This is a genomic window from Rhizobium sp. BK316 (assembly GCF_014193695.1).
Classification (GTDB): domain Bacteria; phylum Pseudomonadota; class Alphaproteobacteria; order Rhizobiales; family Rhizobiaceae; genus Rhizobium.
In genome coordinates this window covers 812,952-832,936 of record NZ_JACHZR010000002.1, presented here as the reverse complement: position 1 = coordinate 832,936, position 19,985 = coordinate 812,952, and the positions used below count along the sequence as shown (strand labels likewise).

The window sequence follows — 19,985 nt, the reverse complement described above, 5'->3', positions numbered from 1 at the left end:
TCCTGGCCCTTCAGACATAAGCGAATCCAATGCGCAGATAAAATCCTGTCGTATTTACGACATGTCGGCCTCAAACCCGGCTCTCGCGCCTTCTTCGCGCTATTTTAACAGGGCGTTAAGCACGAAATCCTATCCTTGCCGGTGACCCACACAGCGAAGACTGCGGAAACCATGGCCAAACTTCGATATTTCGACACGCGGGAAGAGATCAAGCCTACGGAACCGCGGCTTTTCGCCAAGCACTCGGAATTCCTGCGCACCGGCCGTATCAGCCGCCGTCGCGAAGACTGGCTCCCGGAGGAGCGCCGCTATCTCACACATGAGGAAGTGGCCGAAAAGACCGCACGAAAGCTGCAGGCCGCCGGTGAAAAAACCCACCAGAACATCAACGGTTTCCACCGCGCGATCCAGTTTCCGAAGATGATCTTCCACCGGACGCTGGCCGACAGCCCGCATCTCGGCTACTGCCACGTCACGGCCGCACGCACCAAATTCGCCCACTACGACGAAGTGGCATGGGCCTTCTACATCGCCAACTTCTATTCCGACATCGGCGACAACGACAATTTCTTCGACAATATCGCGGTACAGAATTCCCGCATGTATTTCGCCGTGGCGGTCAAGCCGGGTGAAAGCACGCCGGAGAAGATGGTGGTCGACCGCTCCGTGCGGGGCAACGGCCTGCTCTTCCGCACAAACGATCCGCAGATCGCCATCCGCAACATCCTTCTGCTCGGCGCCCGCAACGAGCAGCTTCGCCAGATCATCCGCCAGCTATAGGTCCGCCGGCTGTTGGTCCGCTCGTTCTGGACGGGATTGATCGCGTCGCAAGGAAGGCCTAATGACTGCCGCAGTAAAAACCGGGCAGGACATGGCACGCATTATCGACATCAAGGCGGACAGGCAGACGGCGCTCGAAGCCGGCTGCGCGGCACTTGCCGAAGGCTTTGCTATCGCCATTCCTACCGAGACCGTCTATGGCCTTGCCGCCGACGCCACCAATCCGGCTGCAATCACCCGCATCTACGAGAGCAAAGGGCGGCCACGCTTCAATCCGCTGATCTGCCATATGGCGGATCTTGCGATGGCAGAGACCTATGCGGAATTCGATCCGATCTCGCGCGCGCTCGCAGAAACCTTCTGGCCCGGCCCGCTGACGCTGGTCCTGCCGCTGAAATCAGGCACTACGATCCATGCGCTGGCGACAGCGGGCCTCGACAGTGTCGGCATCCGCATACCGAAGGGCTTTACGGGTGAACTGATCCGCGCCTTCGGGCGACCGCTCGCGGCTCCGAGCGCCAATACATCAGGCAAGGTGAGCGCCACGAGTGCTGTCCATGTCGAAGCCGATCTCGGCGCAAAGATACCGCTGATCCTCGACGCGGGCGCGAGTGCAGTCGGCGTGGAATCGACGATCGTGAAGGTCGAGAACGGCGAACTTCGCTTGCTGCGGCCAGGCGGTCTGCCGGCCAAGGAGATCGAGCGGGTGGCCGGCAAGCGATTGCTGCGTTCAAAGAAGGCGGCCGCAGCGATCGAAGCGCCGGGCATGCTCGCCTCGCATTACGCACCGGGTGCGGCCGTCCGGCTGGATGCCACCGATCTTCACCCCGGCGAAGCGCTGATCGCCTTCGGACCGGAGACGGTGACGGGCGCCGAGCATGCCGCGATCACGCTGAACCTCAGCCCGCGCGGCGATCTCTCGGAGGCGGCCGCCAATCTTTTCGACTACATGAAGAAGGCCGATGCCAGCGGCGCGGCCACGATCGCCTTTTCGCCGATCCCCGATGAAGGGCTTGGAGAAGCGATCAACGACCGACTGCGGCGGGCGGCAGCACCGCGTGAGTGAGGAAGAGGAACCGGGCTCCATGAGCAGCACAAGCATTTCTGCAGAGATCATCGCGCGTTTCACCGCCATCGTCGGCGAGAAATATGCGCTGCACAGCGAGGCCGATCTCGCGCCGCACCTGATCGAGAACCGCGGCCTCTATCACGGCTCCTCCCCTCTCCTGCTGAAGCCCGGTACGGTCGAGGAAGTCTCCGCGATCATGAAGCTCGCCACCGAGACCGGTATCGCAATCGTGCCGCAGACGGGCAATACCGGCCTCGTCGGCGGGCAGACGCCGCGCGAAGGCAAGGCGGATGTCATTCTGTCGCTCGAACGCATGAACAAGATCCGCGATGTCGATCCGGTCGCCAACGTGCTGGTCGCCGATGGCGGCGCGATCCTTGCCGAGGTGCAGAAGGCCGCCGAGGCGCATGGCCGGCTGTTTCCGCTGTCGCTCGGCTCCGAAGGGTCCTGCCGCATCGGCGGAAACCTTTCCACCAATGCCGGCGGAACCGCGGTTCTTGCCTATGGCAATATGCGCCAGCTCTGCCTCGGCCTCGAAGTCGTACTGCCGACGGGCGAAATCTGGGACGGGCTCCGCCGCCTGAAGAAGGACAATACGGGCTATGACCTGCGCGATCTCTTCATCGGCGCGGAGGGCACGCTCGGCATCATCACCGGTGCGGTGCTGAAGCTCTTCCCGCAGCCGCTCGGCCATCAGGTGGCCTTTGCAGGGCTTTCGTCTGTCGAGGATGCGCTCGCCTTCTTCAATCTTGCCTCCAGCCTCTGCGGCGCTTCTCTCACCGGCTTCGAGCTGATGCCACGCTTCGGCGTCGAGATCACCGCGCGCAATATCGACGGCGTGCGCGATCCGCTGGAGACGCCGCATGACTGGTATGTGCTGGTCGATATCTCTACCTCGGATTCCGCTGAAACGGCCGAGCGAATGATGAATGCCGTGCTGGAACAGGGTTTCGAAGCGGGACTTGTTCAGGATGCGGCAATCGCCTCCTCCGTCGCACAGCAGAAGGCACTCTGGCATATGCGCGAAAGCATGTCGGAGGCCCAGAAGCCGGAGGGCGGCTCGATCAAGCACGATGTTTCCGTGCCGGTTTCGAAGATCCCGCACTTCATGAACGAGGCTGGAGAGGCGGTGATGTCGGCAATGCCCGGCGCACGCATCTGCGCCTTCGGCCATATGGGCGACGGCAATATCCACTACAACATCTCGCAGCCTGTTGGTGCCGACAAGGATGCCTTCATCGCCCGCTGGCACGAAATGAACCATATCGTGCACGGGCTGGTGCTTGCCCATGGCGGATCGATCTCCGCCGAGCACGGTATCGGTCAACTGAAGCGTGATGAGCTGGCGTCGATCCGGCCTGATATCGAGATGGAGCTGATGCGCCGCATCAAGCGCGCCTTCGATCCGGCCGGCATCATGAACCCGGACAAGGTAGTGAGCCTCTAGAACCTTTCCTGGGCTCAGGGAGGCTCACACCATTATCAAAGCAACGACGACGCCTAGCCGGTGCCGCCGGTCAGGAGCTGAAGCGCCGGCGACTGCTGCGTGTTGTTCTTGATGTCGTACATGGCCGTGAAGCGCTTGACGAGCTTGTCGATCTTCTTGGGATCCTGCAGGTCCTCGAGCTTCACGAAACGGCCGAGAAGATCGACCTGCTTGGCCACGTCCATCGACGAAATCTGCGCCGGCAGGCTATAAGTCGTCTGGACGACCTGATAGAGCGCCTTGTCGCCGAGGATCTGGTAGAGCGAGGTGACGTCACCAGCCTTTCGCTTGAAATAGAGCGCCAGGCGAACGCCATCATTCTTTTCGCCCTCCTGGGTTTCCAGGGTCATCTGTACATATTGCTGCTGCGTACTCGCCTCGGCCTGCTTGTCCTGGATCGTACCCATCTTGGCGCGTGTCAGGTTGCCGTCCTTGTCGAAATTGAAGGAAGCGACGATCTCCTTGAAGCGCGCGTCAGCCGTAGTGTTGAGATAGCTCTTCTTGTCATCAGGATCGGAGGTGAAGATCTTCTTCAGCGTATCCTTGTCATACTTCTTCGGATCGAGACCGTTTGCTTTCAGCACGAGATCCGTCAGGCGTTTGTCGGCCAGGAAATCGTCGAGCGACGTTACGGTTGGTATGGTCTTGCCGAAATAATCCACTTCCTTGGTGGCATCCTTGGAAGCGCGGTCCTTTGCGGGACCGTCTTTCATGAGCATGGTCGCATGCGACTTATAATCGGTCGCATATTTCGCCATCGTGGCGGCGGAAAGAGCCGACAGGGGCTCGGCAGCCTTACCGTCAGCACCGAAGTTGAACGCGCGCACCATCTTGGTGATGCGGTCGTCCTTGAAGGATGCGACATATCCCTTCGGATCATAGGGGTCGCTTGCAAGCAGCTTGCGCATGGTGGAGCGCGAAACGTCGTTCGTCGTCAGGCCATAAGCCTGCAGCGCCATCTGATAAAGATCCGGATAGGAGTCGTTGCCGAGGAGCGTATCGGCGGTGGCGTTGGTTTTCATGAAATCATTGATGTTCTTTACGCCCTTGGCGTCGTCCATTCGCGACTTGTAGTTCGCGATGATGCGGTCAATGAGATCATCGCCCTGATTGTTGGCGCGAGCGCCGTAATTATCTGCCGTGTTGATCGTCTGCTCACCGGTCTGAGCGGTCGTCGAGGTCGGCAGCGAACCGTCGGCCGCGAAATTGAAGGCAGCGTTGAGATCGCTTTGGCCGACGGAAGCGGCATGGGCCGGGTCGGTGAGGATATTCCTCAACTCGGCGCTGCTCGTGTCGTAGGCCAGGCCATAGGCCATCTTCAGATAATCCGTCAGGGACGAGTCAGCGAGGAGCTGATCGACATCATTGACGTCGCCCATCCGGTCCAGAACGCCCTGTTCCCGCGCGTTAGCCGCCGAATTCACAGAAGCCATCTGTGCGGAGGTCTGCGCCCAACCGGGAGTGACAGTGCCGTCCGCCGCGAAATTGAACGCCGCCTTCACATTGGCATAGAGTCCGGTGTCGCTCTGATCGATGAGAATGTTGCGCAAATCGGTATCCGTAACGCTCGTCGGAATACTGAAGGCATAACGGATGTAACTGTTGAGCTTCTGGTCGCCCAGCAACTGATCGACGCTGGTGATCGAAGACATCGTGCTGCCGTAATAGGTGGCGGCGTCGTCTGCTTTATTCGTCATCGCGGCCACCTGGCCGGCGTTCTGCGACAGGGTGTTTTGGGCGACCGTGCCATCCTGGTGGAAATTGAAGAGCTGATAGACGTCGCTGTAGCCCTGGGCAGCCGCGACCGTCGGATCGGTCAGAATGCCGCGAAGCGTGCTGTCGCTGATATCATTACCGATCTGCATGCTGGAACGGAGGAAGCTGACCAGCTTGCTGTCGGCAAGGAACACGTCGACGGCCGCAGTCGAGCCGTTATTGGAGAGATCGCTGACCTTCGTCTGGTAATAGGAAGAGTTGTTTGAGGCGAGCTGGTTGATGCCCTGAAGCTGCGTGATATTCTGGGCGCCGACAACACTGCCATTCGGCTGCGTCTGAAAGGTGACCGAGCCATCCGCGTTGAAATTGAAGGCATCATGGATGTTCTGATGGCCTGCGGTAGCCGCATAAGCGGAATCCGTCAGGATGTTCTTCAGTTCGGCATTGCTGAAATCCTGACCGAGGCCATAGGCATCCTTGATATAGGAGGTCAACATCTTGTCGGAAAGCAGTTCGTCGACATTGTCGATCGGGCTGACACCACCCGGCGGCATCATCATGTTCGAGAAGTAGCTCGAGACGTTCGTCGCGCCACTCACTATGCCCGTCAACTGGTCATAGGACTGCGCGCGCTCCGTCGGAGAGACCGTACCGTCGGACTTGAAATTGAAGGCCTCGTAGGCGTCTCCCAAATCGACCGAACGGGCATAGGCAGGATCGGTCAAGACGTTTTTCAGCTGCGTAAAGCCCGGATCCATGCCGAACGCGGAGCGAACATAGTCTGCAAGCCGCTTGTCACTGACCAATTGATCGACATTGGTGATCGTGCCGATCTTGGACAGATAGTAGCTCTTGTTGAGATCGGACATCACCGCGCTGGTATAGTACACATCGCTCGCCGTGCCGTCGCGGTCGACGATCTGCGTTGCAGTCTTGATGTTATACTGTTCGATGACGTTGTTCTTCTGCGTCGCAGTCTGGGCGGCGCCGACTACGGGAGCGCGGAAGGCGTATAGTTCCGCGACCGAGTCGGTCTGGCCGGAATTCTGCGCCGAACCACTGACCGAACCATCGGCGTTGAAGTTGAAATAGGAACGAAGTTCCTTGTATTTGTCGCCGACATAGTTGAGCGACGGATCGGGGTTGTTGAGCGGCGCATCGCCGCCGAGGGTGGCCGGATCGCTTGTCAGCACCATCTTGATGAAAGCGTTATCGGCCGTTGCCGGATCGATGCCGACGGACTGCAGCGCCACCGTGCGCAGGCGCGGATCGGCTAGAAGGTCGTCGACCGACTGCACCGAACCGATATTGTCGCGGAAATACTGTGTGTCGCCATTGTCGGGTTTGAAGTTGAATTGCTGGGCGAGCGCATAGAGCTTGTCGCCGACATATGTCTTGGTCGGATCGTAAGTTGGATCGCTCGCATCAGGCGCCTTGCCACCAAGCTTGCTGATGTCGGTGGTCAGGACACCAGCAATATAGTCCTTCGACATGTAGGTCGGGTCGATGCCGACACTCTTCAACGCGTAATTCAGGAGACGGGAATTGCCGACGAAGTCCTGGACGGTCTTCACATCGTCCATCTGCGCGCTGTAATATTTCGTCTCTGTGGCAGTCTGTTGTGCCGCATTGGCAAAGGACTGCTTGTAGAGGCCGATCAGATCGTCTTCCTGCGCGTCCGTCTGAATATCCTTGGGCGGCGCGTTGAAATTGAAGGCGGCGGCAAATTCCTTGTAACGCGTGTCAGAGAGCTTATTGGCGAAGCTGTTTGCGTCCGTGAGATCGCTCTGCAGGACCTTCTTCATGAAGGCCTTGGCATAGATCATGTCGTCGAGACCGTAGGCTTTCATGGCGTAGCTGTAGAGCTTGTAGTCGCCAAGGAAGTCGTCGACGTCCTTCACCTTGTTGATGTTGTCGGCGTAATATTGGGCGTCTTTCTTAACCTGCGCCTGATTGGCGACGCGGTCGAGGCTCTTAGGCATATCGCGAGACAGAATGGTGTATGCCAGGGATGCCGTGATCATAAATGCGCCCTTTTCAGCAAAGTCTTTAAAGAATGACGGACCATTGGTGCGAGCATTTTGCCACGCAAAACTTACCCGAGACTTACCTGAAGCTGTCCCGCTTTAAGACACGGGCGCGTTCACCATCTGGAAACCCTGCCATATTCAGTTTTGCTAACCATTCCCGGAGGCAGGATTTCTTTAACCGCAATTTTTAAGCTGTACGGAACGGGGGCCGCCTATTGTCGGGCCATAGAGGACGAAAAGTCCCAAGGAGAAGACCGGAAACCGGCTCTCAGGTAAGACAAGGGTAGAAATGAAATGAAGAATACCGTTCTGAAGCCCGTCTGGGCTGGCACGACATTGCGTCTTGATCCGTCTCGCTTTCCGCAGCAGGTAAGCTATGCCATCCACGACGATGCCGGTGACGTCAGCATAACGATCGACGAACGCGGCGCGGTCCTGCGCAAAGTTCTCCCCTCCAGCGGCCTGCCGCTCTCCATCGCCCTGCCGCGGCGGGTTTTCAAGGGCGTTGCGGCCCGCGCCATCGACCACGGCGACGGAGACGTCACCGTTACGCTCGAACTGCACCATGAAGATCCGGAACTCTGCATTCCGCTGCTCGTCGCCCATGATCTCGGCGATATCGCCGCCGACTGGCGCAGCTGGTCGGAAGCCTTCGGCATTCCGATGCTGATGGTGGAAGCCGACGGCGTCGCCCGCCCGCTCGAGGAGCATCTCGGCGGCCTGCGCACCAGCGAAATGAAGCCGCGCCGTCGCCATTCCTATTTCGCAAACCGTCGCCCGCGCTTCCTCGTGCGCCGCACGACCGGCAAGCTCGGTGTCATTATGAAGATCGAGGGCAAGGAAATCATCGCCCGCAACTGAGCGTTCTCTTCAGAACCGATCCCGAAACCCGGCCGTCGCGCCGGGTTTTTTCATTTCGCGGTCAGGGAATGGCGAACAGCAGCGAAACGAACAGGCCAAGGAAGATAATCAGCCCGACGCGAGTGTTCGATTTGAAGAGCGCCAGGCACTGGGCGCCGTCATTGATATCGAGCGTCCTGATCTGCCAGGCAAACATGCCGGCCGCGATCAGCAGGCCGATGAAGGCGAGAAGTCCGACGCCAGCAAGTGCGAAGGACAGGAACATCAATACGAGCGTCAGACCATAGAGGCCGATCAGCGCCAGGCGCGTGCGGTCGCCGAACAGCCGGGCGGTGGAACGAACCCCTATCAGCTCGTCATCCTCCTTGTCCTGGTGGGCGTAGATCGTGTCGTAACCGATCGTCCAGACGACGGAAGCGGCATAAAGGAGGACGGCCGAGAAGGCCAGACTGCCGAAAATCCCCGCCCAACCCATGAGCGCACCCCAAGAAAAGGCGAGACCGAGGAAGAATTGCGGCCAGTCGGTAAAGCGCTTGGCAAAGGGATAAAGCGCCACGATACCGAGCGACAGCACCCCGAGCAGCACAGCAAACCAATTGAACTGCAACAATACGAACAGTCCGACCAGCGCTTGCAGGCCGATGAAAATTTTCGCTTGCCGTCGCGTCACGCGACCCGAGGGCAACGGGCGCGAGCGGGTGCGCGCCACCTGCATGTCGATCTCGTGGTCGACAAGGTCATTATAGGTGCAGCCGGCGCCGCGCATGGCAACCGCGCCGATGAAATACAGGAACAGATGATAGAGCAGCAGGGCGCCGGAAAAGACGCGCGGCTCGATTGCCGCATTAGCGGCGAGCGTCGCCGACCAGAAGCACGGCCACATGAGAAGCTGCCAGCCGATCGGCCGGTCCCAGCGCGCCAGCTGTGCATAGGGCCACAGCCAGGGCGGCAGGATGCGGTAAACCCAATTATCCGAGGGCGCATCGGCAACGCGCCCGTTGAGACCATCAATCTGTTGCATGGAACCATCTAGCGACGGCTGGGCTCCATGGTCAAGGCACGACCACGCAGCCGGATCAGTTCAGCGTGAAATTGAACTTGTAGCTCGCGGACATACCGATCAGGAACTGGTTCTTGGAACCACGCTCGCGCACGAGGCTGCTGTCAGCCGCCGGACCGGCGAGGCGCCTGTATTCCGCGAAGGCACTCGTCGACAGATTCTCCGTCGCGTTCCAGGTGAGCGCAGTGCCGGCACCGTAGGACTGGATGCCGCCCGAGGGATCGTAAGGCTTCAGCCCGCTTGCAGCCGACTGCGCTTCATTGACGCCGTAGTAGGAATGGAAATAGCCGCTCGTTGCAAAAGTGGCACGCGGGCCGCCTGACAGTTGCAGGTCGGGCGCGATATCGGTGAAGGCATCGAGCGCCACGTCGGCCACGAGGCCGTCATGGGAGCGGATACCCTGGCGCACGTCGGCGCGGGCACGCAGCCAATCGGTCGGATAGACTTCGGCGAAGCCACCGACTTCGGCGCCCCACTTCACTTTCTTCAAACCGCGCAGATCGCTGTCGTCGTCTTCGTCACGCTCAGGCACATAGCGGCCGACGATACCGGCGCGGAAGCCGCCGTTGTCGGTCAACGCGAAGGAGGGATTATCGTTGCGCGAGGAAAAGCGCGGGCCGGCGCCCTGACGGCCGACCGAGATCAGCGGGCTGAACTTGAATTCATTGCTCGACGCACCCTCGAACTTCGGAGCGGAAAAGCCTGATACGCCGACCTTCAGATACCAGTCACCGGACCACCAGTGGCCGCCTTCCTGAGCGGAGGCGGTGCCGAAAGAAACAAGGGCAATAGCTAAAGAGATCGATACGACAGATCGATTAAACACATCCGCACTCCAGAAAACACAATACAAGAACGGCCGCGGACGGCGGCGATCGGTACATTTACGGCGAGGGTGTTACCTCAATCTTAACCACGGCGGCGAGATCGAAGGGATGTGAAATTACCTCTGGTTCCAGCAGCGAATGACCGGTTCGGTCAGATCGTGCTCGTAGCCGAGAACGCTGATGCTCGTCGTATCCAGACTGAAACGGGAGCCATCTTCCGCCGGCAGGCCGAGCCAGCGGGCGCCGAGCACACGCAGGAAATGCGAGCTCGAAAAGATCAGGACCGGCGCATCGATCTGCCGAAGCTCCGCGATGATGCGATCGGCACGGGCGCCGACATCGGCTGCTGCTTCGCCATCCGGGCAACCATCGCGGAAAAGCTGCCAGCCGGGGCGCTTCGAGAGGATTTCCTTGGTCGTGATGCCTTCGTAAGCGCCATAGTCCCATTCCGCGAGATCGGGCTTGATGATCGCCCCTTCCCCGAAACCCGAGAGCGCGCAGGTGTTGCGGGCTCGCTGCGAAGGGCTCGACCAGACCGCGGAGACGGAAAGACCCGCAAGCCGCGAAGCAAGCGCGCGGGCCGCAGCTTCGCCATTGGCGGTGAGCGGAATATCGGTCCGGCCGGTATGCTGACCGGACAGCGACCATGCCGTCTCGCCGTGGCGCACGAGGGTGATTTCAGGAAATGCGCTCATATCCGTCTCTCCAAAAAAGAAAAAGCGCGGTTGGACCGCGCTTTCGATATCAGAAGGTGAACTTCTCCAGGGGTGGACGCGTCGCCTCGAATTCCCGAAGCTTCACCTCGTTCTGCGCAATGTAATTGCGGTTATCAGGTGTCGCGAACTGATTCTTAGTGATCTGGATTTGCTCGATGAAAAGCTCGTCCCAGCGGAAGCCCATTTCGGAGCCGGCCAGATAGAATTCCCACATGCGGAAGAACTTCTCGTCGTAAAGCGCCACGGCTTCGGCCTTGCGGGCGACGAAGCGCTCACGCCAGTGGCGCAGAGTGTAGGCGTAGTGCAGGGGCAGCACCTCGACGTCGCGGGTCAGCAACCCCGCCTTTTCGAGCGGCACCAGCGTTTCTGCAATCGAGGGAATGTAGCCCTGCGGGAAGATGTACTTCTCGATGAAGGCGTTGGTCGCAAAACTCGGCTTCGGACGCGCGATCGAATGCAGCAGCATGACGCCGTTGTCATCCAACAGCTCGTACACCTTTTTGAAGAAGTTGGGATAATTGCCGATGCCAACATGTTCGAACATGCCGACCGAGACGATGCGGTCAAACTTCTTACCCGTGAGGTAGCGATAATCCTGCAGTTCGAAACGGACACGATCGGCAAGACCGCGCTTCTCCGCTCGTTCGCGTGAGATCTTCAGCTGCTCTTCGCTGAGCGTGATACCGGTGACATCGAGGCCGGGCGTCGATTCCGCCAGATACATGGCCATGCCGCCCCAGCCCGAACCGATTTCCAGCACGCGCTGGTTCGGCTGCGGCATGAGCTTTGCCGCGATGTGGCGCTTCTTGGCGACCTGCGCCTCTTCCAGGCTGATATTAGGCGGATCGAAATAAGCGCAGGAATACTGCCAGTCCTCGTCGAGGAAGAGTTCGAAGAGCTTTTCGGAGAGGTCGTAATGATGGGCGACATTACGCTTGTTGTGATTGATCGGCATGCGGCTCTTGAGCTGTTGCATGGCAATGCGGCCGATCAGCAGGGCAGCCATCTTGAAATCGAAGATCTCATTGGTGGTATTCTGCTTCACTAGGGCGAGGAAGTCGTAGATGTCACCCTGTTCGAGAATGAACCGGCCTTCCATATACATTTCGCCGAGCTTCAGCGTCGGATCGCGACGGATCGCATCCTCGGCTTCCTGATCGGCAAGACGAACGGCAACCAATTCCCCGGTGCCGTCGCCAATCGTGTGGGTCTCGCCATTGGCAAGAGTAAGGGCCAAAGAACCCTTTCGGACAATTTTTTGGACAATCGATAAGAATGCCGACGCCATGGACGCCTCGCAAATGTGACAGGATGGTCACATCAACTTAATAGCTCTCTTCTGCCTTACAAGCGCCGGATTTAGCACTCCGCAGATTCAATTGCCAAACTGTGACATTTTTGCAAACTTGAGGGCTAAGCCCTTATTTTCGCTTCATGGCTTCGGCGAGCGCCGCACCGAACGCACCCTGGCTCTGCGGCTTTGGCGGCGCGGGCTTGCGATCCTGCTGCGGACGCGGGCCGGTATTTGCGCGCGACTCACCGCGCGGAGAACCCGCCGGAGCGCCGTCATCTTTGCGCATGGAAAGGCCGATGCGCTTGCGCTTCACATCGACTTCGACGACGCGAACCTTGACGACGTCGCCCGCCTTCACGATTTCGTGAGGGTCCTTGATGAAGCGGTCGGCAAGCTGGGAGACGTGGACCAGGCCATCCTGATGCACGCCGATATCGACGAAGGCGCCGAAGGCCGCGACATTGGTGACGGTGCCTTCCAGCACCATGCCGGGCTTCAGGTCGCTGATCTCATCAATGCCCTCCGCAAAAGTCGCAGTCTTGAAGCTCGGGCGCGGGTCGCGGCCCGGCTTATCCAGCTCGGCGATGATATCCTTGACGGTCGGTAGGCCGAACTTCTCGTCGATGAACTTGCGCGGGTCGAGCGCCTTCAGGGTGACGCTATCGCCCATCAGCGAGCGGAGGTCACGGCCGCAGGCAGCAACAATCTTCTTCGCTACGCCATAGGCTTCCGGATGCACCGAGGAGGCATCGAGGGGTTCCTTGCCATTGGGGATGCGCAGGAAGCCGGCCGCCTGTTCGAAGGTGCGCTGCCCGAGGCGGGCCACCTTCAACAGGTCCTTACGGCTTTCAAAGGCGCCATTCTGGTCTCGATGCAGCACGATCGCATCGGCAATCGAGCGGCCAAGGCCGGAAACGCGCGAAAGCAGCGGCGCAGACGCCGTGTTGAGATCGACGCCGACGGCATTCACGGCGTCTTCGACGACCGCATCGAGCGAGCGTGAGAGCTTCGTCTGATCGACGTCGTGCTGGTACTGGCCGACGCCGATCGACTTCGGCTCGATCTTGACGAGCTCGGCGAGCGGATCCTGCAGGCGCCGCGCGATGGAGACGGCGCCGCGCAGCGATACGTCGAGCTGCGGGAATTCTGCAGCAGCGGTTTCCGAAGCCGAGTAGACGGAGGCGCCGGCTTCAGAGACGATGACCTTGGTGGGCTTTGGCGCCGGAAGAGCCGTCAGCATATCGGCCACCAGCTTTTCAGTCTCGCGGCTGCCCGTGCCGTTGCCGATCGCGATCAACTCAACATTGTGCTTGCGAATGAGGGAAGCGAGCTCGGCCTGCGTGCCGCGCACGTCATTCTTCGGCGGGAACGGATAGACCGTGGTCGTATCGAGCAGCTTGCCGGTGCCATCGATGATCGCGACCTTGACGCCGGTGCGGATGCCCGGATCGAGGCCCATCGTGGCGCGCGAGCCGGCGGGGGCTGCCAAAAGCAGATCCTTGAGATTGCGGGCAAAGACGTGGATCGCTTCTTCCTCGGCCCTTTCGCGCAGTTCGCGCATCAGGTCGAGCGAGAGCGACATGGAGAGCTTCACGCGCCAGGTCCAGCTCGCGACATCCATCAGCCAGCGATCGCCCGGACGGCTTGTGCCGATCTCGTAAGCAGCGGCGATCATGCGCTCGACCGGCTTGTTCGGCGAGGCAATCTCGGCATCGGCATCGATCGTCAGCGTCAGCACTTCCTCGTTCCAGCCGCGCAGCATGGCAAGCGCACGGTGGCCGGGGGCGGTTGCCCAGCGTTCGGAATGATCGAAATAGTCGGAGAACTTTTCGCCGGTCGCTTCCTTGCCTTCAACGACCTTCGCCTTGAGAAGCGCGGCATTGCGCATATGGGCACGCAGCTTGCCGAGCAGATCGGCATTTTCGGCAAAACCTTCGGCGACGATGTCGCGGGCACCGTCGAGGGCCGTCTTCACGTCAGGCACATCGGCGGTGATATAGGCTTCCGCAAGTGTGGCCGGCTCCTTGCTGCGATCGGCAAGGATTGCTTCGGCAAGCGGACCGAGGCCGCGCTCGCGGGCGATTTCGGCACGGGTGCGACGCTTCGGCTTGTAGGGCAGGTAGAGGTCTTCCAGCTCGGCCTTGGTCGTGGCAGCACTGAGCTTGCCCATCAGTTCCGCGGTCATCTTGTCCTGACCATTGATCGAACCGATGATCGCATCACGGCGGGCTTCGAGCTCGCGTAGGTATACGAGGCGTTCGGCCAGCGTGCGCAGCTGCGTATCGTCAAGGCCGCCCGTCATTTCCTTGCGGTAGCGGGCGATGAACGGCACCGTTGCACCCTCGTCCAGCAGCTCGATCGCCGCCTTGGCCTGATCGGGCCGGGCGTTGATTTCGGCGGAGATGCTTGCTGCGAGCGAACGAAGGTCAGCGGCCATGAGATTTCCTGCAATTTATTAGGGTTGGCGGACCATAGCGGCGAAAAGCGGCAAGGCAATGCCTACCGCCGCTTTCCACAGCGGAAGGGAATGCTCTCGTCGGTTTAAGCCATATATCTGAGGCGCAATTGAGCCTTCCTCATCCCGTTTTTGCGGTTGTGCAGATGCGGCATTCTTTGGTAGCAGAGGCGACCATTTTTGATTGCCCCTGCCCTGCAGGCGCCAGGAAAAGAGTATCATGCCGAACCTGCTTCTCGAACTTCGCTCCGAAGAGATCCCCGCCCGTATGCAGCGCAAGGCCGCCGGTGACCTCAAGAAGCTCCTCACCGACGCCCTGGTGGAAGCAGGACTGACCTATGAGGGTGCGCGCGAATACTGGACGCCGCGCCGCCTGACGCTCGACATTCACGGGCTGACGGCCCGCTCCGCCGATGTGCGTGAAGAGCGCAAGGGGCCTCGCACCGACGCCAACGAAAAGGCGATCGAGGGCTTCCTGCGCGGCGCGGGCCTTTCTTCCATTTCCGAAGCGCAGGTCGTCAGCGATCCGAAAAAGGGCGATTTCTATGTCGCCGTCATCTCCAAGCCGGGCCGCGGCGCCGAAGAGATCATTGCCGAAGTGATGCCCGGCATCATCAAGGATTTCCCATGGCCGAAGTCGATGCGCTGGGGCAAGGCCTCGTCGCAGCCCGGTTCGCTGCGCTGGGTGCGCCCGCTGCAGTCGATCGTCTGCACCTTCGGCAGCGAGCATGAAGAAACCGTGGTCATCCCCTTCGAGATCGACGGCCTCGTCGCCTCCAACGTGACCTACGGCCATCGCTTCCACGCGCCAGACGCCATCACCGTCAAGCGCTTCGATGATTACGTTGCGAGCCTTGAAAAGGCGAAAGTCATTCTCGATGCCGAGCGGCGCAAGGACATCATCCTGCATGATGCCCGCGACGTCGCCTTTGCGAACGGGCTGGAACTGGTCGAGGATGAGGGCCTGCTGGAAGAAGTGTCCGGCCTCGTCGAGTGGCCGCAGGTGCTGATGGGATCCTTCGAGGAGGACTATCTTTCGATTCCGTCCGAGATCATTCGCCTGACTATCAAGACCAACCAGAAATGCTTCGTCACCCGCAAACAGGGTGAAGAGACGCTTTCGAACAAATTCATCCTCGTCTCCAACATCCAGGCAACTGACGGCGGCAAGGAGATCGTCCATGGCAACGGCAAGGTCGTGCGCGCGCGCCTCTCCGACGCGCTGCATTTCTGGAAGCGCGACCAGGGCAACCTGCCGGACCTCGAAACGCTGGAAGCTTCCGCCAAGAAATTCGGCCTCGATCTGACCAAGCCGCTTGACCAGCGCATGGCCAAGCTCGACGCGCTGAACGTGACCTTCCATGCCAAGCTCGGCACGCAGGGCGATCGCGTCGAGCGCATCCGCGCGATGGCCGCCAAGATCGCCATGCCTGTCGGCGCCGATTACAAGGTGGTGGACCGCGCCGCGGTGCTCTGCAAGGCGGACCTGCGCACCGAAGCGGTTGGCGAATTCCCGGAACTGCAGGGTGTCATGGGCCGCAAATATGCGGCTCTGCAGGGCGAAGACGTCTTGGTTTCCACCGCGATCGAAGACCATTACAAGCCGCAGGGCCCATCCGACCGCGTGCCCGACGACAAGGTGGCGATATCAGTGGCGCTGGCAGACAAGCTCGACACGCTCATCGGTTTCTGGGCGATCGACGAAAAGCCGACCGGCTCGAAGGATCCGTTTGCTCTTCGCCGTGCGGCGCTCGGCATCATCCGCATCCTGCTCGAAAAGCGCGCCCGCGTGACGCTCTTGCCGCGCATCGTCTCGCATATGCAGCGCATCGACATGGATATCGGCGCCAATGTTGCCACCGACGACCTGTCGCGGCAGTTCGATCTGCTCTCCTTCTTCCACGACCGCCTGAAAGTCTATCTGCGCGAACAGGGTGCGCGCCACGACCTCATCGATGCCGTGCTGACACCTGAATCCGACGACCTCCTGATGGTCGCCCGCCGCGTCGAGGCGCTGACGGCCTTCATCACCTCGGAAGACGGCATCAATCTGCTCGCCGGCACCAAGCGCGCCACGCAGCTTCTCGCAGCCGAGGAAAAGAAGGGCACGGTTGTTGCCGACGGCGTTTCCGAGGCATTGCTGAAGCTCGACGCCGAGAAGGAACTGTTCGCCGCCATCACCAAGGCTTCGTCGGAAGCTGCCGGCGCGGTTGCGCATGAAGACTTCCGCTCGGCCATGGAAGCGCTGTCGAAGCTGCGCGCTCCCGTCGACCGTTTCTTCACCGATGTGCTGGTCAATGACGAGGATGCCGCGATCCGCGCCAACCGCCTCGCCCTGTTGCGGATGATCCGCGCGGCGACCGGCACGGTGGCGGATTTCTCCAAGATCGCCGCCTAAACGGCCGACAGACAAAAAATGGGGCCGGACGGCCCCATTTTGCTTTTTGCCCTCATCGTCCCTTTTGCATCTTGGCGATCGTGAGGGTTTCGCCTGCGCGGCCATAACCGCCGTCGACGACCTCATCGACGAGGACCATGGTGTAGGGGCGAACGCCCTCCCCGAAAAAGTCGACGAACATGGCCGTCGTTCGGAGGATGATGTCCTCCTTCTGCTCTGCGGTCAGAGTACCCTCGGGAAACTTGTAGTTTGCAAATGGCATGATGAACTCCTGCCCGGTTTGTGTTGTGACAAAGCAAACCTAGCGGCATCGGGAACATGCTTGAAATTGATATGAAGTATATGCATTCATCCATGCCATGGATTTGCACGGTATCGATCTCAATCTGATTGTCGCCTTCGACGCGCTCATGAAGGAACGGAGCGTGACGAAGGCCGGCATTCGCATCGGCCGAACGCAGCCGGCGATGAGCGCTGCTTTGGCCCGGTTGCGCAACCTTCTCAAGGATGAGTTGCTGGTGCGCGGGCCGCAGGGGTTGCAGCCGACACCACGGGCGCTTGATCTCGCCGAACCCTTGTCGCGCGCCCTTGCCGAAATCCAGCGCACGCTTGCTTTTACGCAGGCGTTCGATCCCTCGACCTCGTCCGCCACCTTCACGATCGGCCTTTCCGACCATCCGACTTTCGCGCTTCTCCCGCAGCTCGTTACTCTTCTCGCCAAGGCGGCTCCGGCCACGACATTGCAGGTCAGGAATTTCAGTGCGCGTGACGACGCCATCGACCTGCTGGATTCGGGAGAAGTTGATGCTACGGTCGGCGTGCCCGCAACGAAAACAGGACGCATTCTGACCCAGCCTCTGTTCGAGGAGCGTTTCGTCTGTATCGTCAGGAAGGGTCATCCAGCTGCAAGGAGCGCGCTCAATCTCGATGCATTTCTGGCTCTTCCGCATCTGCTCGTCTCGCCAGAGAACGAGCGCTTCGGCCATGTCGATGCAGCGCTGGCGAAAAAAGGGCATCAGCGACGGCTCGCGCTGACCCTTCCGAATATGTATGCCGCACCGCTGCTGATTGCCCGCTCCAACATGATCGCCACCTTGATGGCCGGTGTCGTGGCGGCTTCGGGTCATTCGGACGAGCTCGCCTTGCTGGAGCCGCCTATCTCGCTCGACAGCATCCCTTTTGTCCTGTCATGGCATCGGCGCAATGATGCACATCCAGCGCAGCGCTGGTTCCGGGCCTGCATTTCCGATGCAGCGCCCAGTATATAGCGCTTTCCGACATCTTCCCGGAAAAGAACACGACCGCCGGATTTACATCCGGCGGCCGCTAATGCTTTGGTGATGAAAAGGCCTGACGTCTGCGCCCCGTTTATGCGGCGCGGCGCCCCTGATGCATGGCGGGAGCCGCCGCAGCGTTGCCGACGCGGAAGCCTCTGATAAGGCCGAGCAGTTCGTCGGTGTCGGCAGCCAGCGTTTCGGCCGATGCCGTGGTCTCTTCGGCCATGGCGGCGTTCTGCTGGGTGGCGGCGTCGAGCTGGTTCATCGAGGACGAGATCGAGCGCAGCGTCGTATCCTGTTCAGACGCGCTGTGGGCGATCTTGGCAACGATCTCGTTGGCAGCCTTGATCTGGTCGGAGATGCGCTTCAGCGCTTCGCCGGCCTCGCCGACGAGGCGGACACCGTGGTCGACCTGGCTGGAGGAGCGGGCGATCTGGTCCTTGATCTCCTTGGCGGCAGCCGCCGAGCGCTGGGCCAGTTCACGCACTTCCTGAGCGACGACGGCAAAGCCCTTGCCGCTTTCGCCGGCACGTGCTGCCTCGACACCGGCATTCAGAGCCAAGAGGTTGGTTTGGAAGGCGATTTCGTCGATGACGCCGATGATCTTGGTGATCTCAGACGAGGACTTTTCGATGCCGCTCATGGCTTCGATCGCCTGCGTGACGATCGCATCGCTGTGGGTGGCTTCCGTCGAGACCGAGTGAACCCGCTTGCTGGCCTCATGAGCGCCATCGGCGGTCTGGCGCACGGCAACGGTCAGCTCGTCGAGAGCAGCCGAGGTTTCTTCCAGGCTTGCGGCCTGACGCTCGGTGCGTTGCGACAGTTCGTTGGAGGCGCGACGGATCTCTTCCTTGGCGACGCCGATGTCACCGCCCTTGGCGCTGACCTGGGCCATGGCCGCTTCCAGATGCGAGAGCGCATCGTTGAAGTTGTCGCGCAGAGCCGCGTATTTCTGGCCGATGTCGGCGCAGCGCACCGTCAGGTCGCCGTGGGCGATCTGCTCCAGAGCCTGGCCGATGGTGCTGACGACACGGGCCTGCAGCGAGGCTTCGTCCTGCTGATGGCGCAGGTTGGTTTCGCGCTCGTTTTCGAGCGCCAGCTGCTGGGCAGCCTCGCGATCCGACATCGCGTGACGCTCCCGGATCTTTTCCTGCAGCGATTGCGTCGCCTTCGCCATCATGCCGACTTCGTTGTTCATGCCCGTATGCGGGATATCAAGCGAGACATCTTCGTCGGCAACCGCCTGCAGAGCGGTATGCACGTCCTTCAACGGGTTCGATATGCCGCGGATGACCAGATAGGCGGCGACAAGGGCGAAGAAGAACAGGACGATGCTGCCAGACAGCGCCGCCAGGATCTTGTCGTTCACCTGGGCATCGAGATCGTCCATGTAGACTCCGCTACTAACAACAACCTTCCAGGGATCGAAGGCCATTGCATAGGCCGTCTTGCGATAATCGCCAACAGGCTGGCCGGGTTTGGCTGTGGAATAATATTCGACAAGACCGCCGCCCTGCTGCCCGAGCTTGACCAACTCTTCGCGATAGAGCTTGCCTTTGCTGTCCGGCTGCCCCTTGTTGATCTGCCCGACTTTCGAGGCGTCATAGTGGAATATCATCTTAACGTCGTAGTCATAGCCGAAGAAATAGCCATCCGGATCGTATTTCATAGCATTGACGGTGGCGTAGGCCTGTTTCTGGGCGTCTTCCAGCTTCATTTCGCCTGAAGTCACCTTCGCCTGATAGAACTTGAGAACGGAGACCGCGGACTGGACCTCCGAACGCAGCATGTCATAGCGTTCCTTATAGATCGCATCGACCGAGGAGCGGACCTGGAGGGTGGTTGCGATCGCAAACGCTACCATCAGGCCGACGACCAGCAAGATAAGCTGCTTCGATATTTTCAGATTCTTCATGATGCCTCGCAACAGGAATGGGGGTTGCATTCCGGTGCGGTTTTCTACCGCCTGTGCGAGCGCGCCGGATGAAGGCGACGCATCTACCGCTGCTAAAAGAA

14 protein-coding genes are annotated in these 19,985 nt (G+C 60.2%); 6 read left to right on the top strand and 8 right to left on the bottom strand.

The window, feature by feature from the left end:
• Positions 1 to 171 precede the first annotated feature (171 nt).
• The 3 genes from FHT87_RS12595 (at position 172) to FHT87_RS12585 (ending at position 3,296) form a co-directional block, all read left to right on the top strand.
• Positions 172 to 780 carry a DUF6656 family protein gene (locus tag FHT87_RS12595; protein ID WP_183735490.1) on the top strand — a complete coding sequence of 203 codons (609 nt, stop codon included), beginning with the start codon at positions 172 to 174 and terminating at the stop codon, positions 778 to 780.
• 91 nt (positions 781 to 871) lie between these two features.
• Positions 872 to 1,846 carry an L-threonylcarbamoyladenylate synthase gene (locus FHT87_RS12590; protein ID WP_183802693.1) on the top strand — a complete coding sequence of 325 codons (975 nt, stop codon included), beginning with the start codon at positions 872 to 874 and terminating at the stop codon, positions 1,844 to 1,846.
• 19 nt (positions 1,847 to 1,865) lie between these two features.
• Positions 1,866 to 3,296 carry an FAD-binding oxidoreductase gene (locus FHT87_RS12585; protein WP_183802218.1) on the top strand — a complete coding sequence of 477 codons (1,431 nt, stop codon included), beginning with the start codon at positions 1,866 to 1,868 and terminating at the stop codon, positions 3,294 to 3,296.
• Between the two features lie 53 nt (positions 3,297 to 3,349).
• Here FHT87_RS12585 and FHT87_RS12580 read toward each other — a convergent pair whose 3' ends face one another.
• Complete coding sequence (locus FHT87_RS12580) at positions 3,350 to 7,075, bottom strand: DUF1217 domain-containing protein (RefSeq protein ID WP_183802216.1); 3,726 nt, start codon at positions 7,073 to 7,075, stop codon at positions 3,350 to 3,352.
• 300 nt (positions 7,076 to 7,375) lie between these two features.
• On the opposite strand from FHT87_RS12580, the gene FHT87_RS12575 reads away from it, so the two are divergent.
• A complete protein-coding gene (locus tag FHT87_RS12575; protein WP_183735487.1) occupies positions 7,376 to 7,942 on the top strand; it encodes a DUF6101 family protein in 567 nt (188 codons plus the stop codon).
• 61 nt (positions 7,943 to 8,003) lie between these two features.
• Here the strand turns inward: FHT87_RS12575 and ubiA are convergent, their stop codons facing one another.
• The 5 genes from ubiA to FHT87_RS12550 all read right to left on the bottom strand — a co-directional run bounded on the left by ubiA (position 8,004) and on the right by FHT87_RS12550 (position 14,276).
• Positions 8,004 to 8,963, bottom strand: coding sequence for a 4-hydroxybenzoate octaprenyltransferase (ubiA, locus tag FHT87_RS12570; protein WP_183735486.1), 960 nt, complete (start codon positions 8,961 to 8,963; stop codon positions 8,004 to 8,006).
• 55 nt (positions 8,964 to 9,018) lie between these two features.
• On the bottom strand, positions 9,019 to 9,828 hold the full coding sequence (locus FHT87_RS12565; protein WP_183735485.1) for a MipA/OmpV family protein: 810 nt from the start codon (positions 9,826 to 9,828) through the stop codon (positions 9,019 to 9,021).
• A 117-nt stretch (positions 9,829 to 9,945) separates the two neighbouring features.
• The gene (locus FHT87_RS12560; protein ID WP_183735484.1) at positions 9,946 to 10,524 is read right to left on the bottom strand and encodes a histidine phosphatase family protein; all 579 of its coding nucleotides are present in this window, start codon (positions 10,522 to 10,524) and stop codon (positions 9,946 to 9,948) included.
• 49 nt (positions 10,525 to 10,573) lie between these two features.
• The gene (locus tag FHT87_RS12555) at positions 10,574 to 11,833 is read right to left on the bottom strand and encodes a cyclopropane-fatty-acyl-phospholipid synthase family protein (protein ID WP_183735483.1); all 1,260 of its coding nucleotides are present in this window, start codon (positions 11,831 to 11,833) and stop codon (positions 10,574 to 10,576) included.
• A gap of 133 nt (positions 11,834 to 11,966) precedes the next feature.
• Complete coding sequence (locus tag FHT87_RS12550; protein WP_183735482.1) at positions 11,967 to 14,276, bottom strand: Tex family protein; 2,310 nt, start codon at positions 14,274 to 14,276, stop codon at positions 11,967 to 11,969.
• 238 nt (positions 14,277 to 14,514) lie between these two features.
• Between FHT87_RS12550 and glyS the strand changes: the two genes are divergently transcribed.
• The gene (glyS, locus tag FHT87_RS12545; protein WP_183802213.1) at positions 14,515 to 16,692 is read left to right on the top strand and encodes a glycine--tRNA ligase subunit beta; all 2,178 of its coding nucleotides are present in this window, start codon (positions 14,515 to 14,517) and stop codon (positions 16,690 to 16,692) included.
• A gap of 52 nt (positions 16,693 to 16,744) precedes the next feature.
• Here the strand turns inward: glyS and FHT87_RS12540 are convergent, their stop codons facing one another.
• Positions 16,745 to 16,954, bottom strand: a complete 210-nt coding sequence (locus tag FHT87_RS12540) for a 4-oxalocrotonate tautomerase family protein (protein WP_007817881.1) — start codon at positions 16,952 to 16,954, stop codon at positions 16,745 to 16,747.
• Positions 16,955 to 17,051: 97 nt separating this feature from the next.
• Between FHT87_RS12540 and FHT87_RS12535 the strand changes: the two genes are divergently transcribed.
• Positions 17,052 to 17,960, top strand: a complete 909-nt coding sequence (locus FHT87_RS12535; RefSeq protein WP_183802211.1) for a LysR family transcriptional regulator — start codon at positions 17,052 to 17,054, stop codon at positions 17,958 to 17,960.
• 100 nt (positions 17,961 to 18,060) lie between these two features.
• Here the strand turns inward: FHT87_RS12535 and FHT87_RS12530 are convergent, their stop codons facing one another.
• On the bottom strand, positions 18,061 to 19,884 hold the full coding sequence (locus tag FHT87_RS12530; RefSeq protein ID WP_183802208.1) for a methyl-accepting chemotaxis protein: 1,824 nt from the start codon (positions 19,882 to 19,884) through the stop codon (positions 18,061 to 18,063).
• Positions 19,885 to 19,985: the final 101 nt, after the last annotated feature.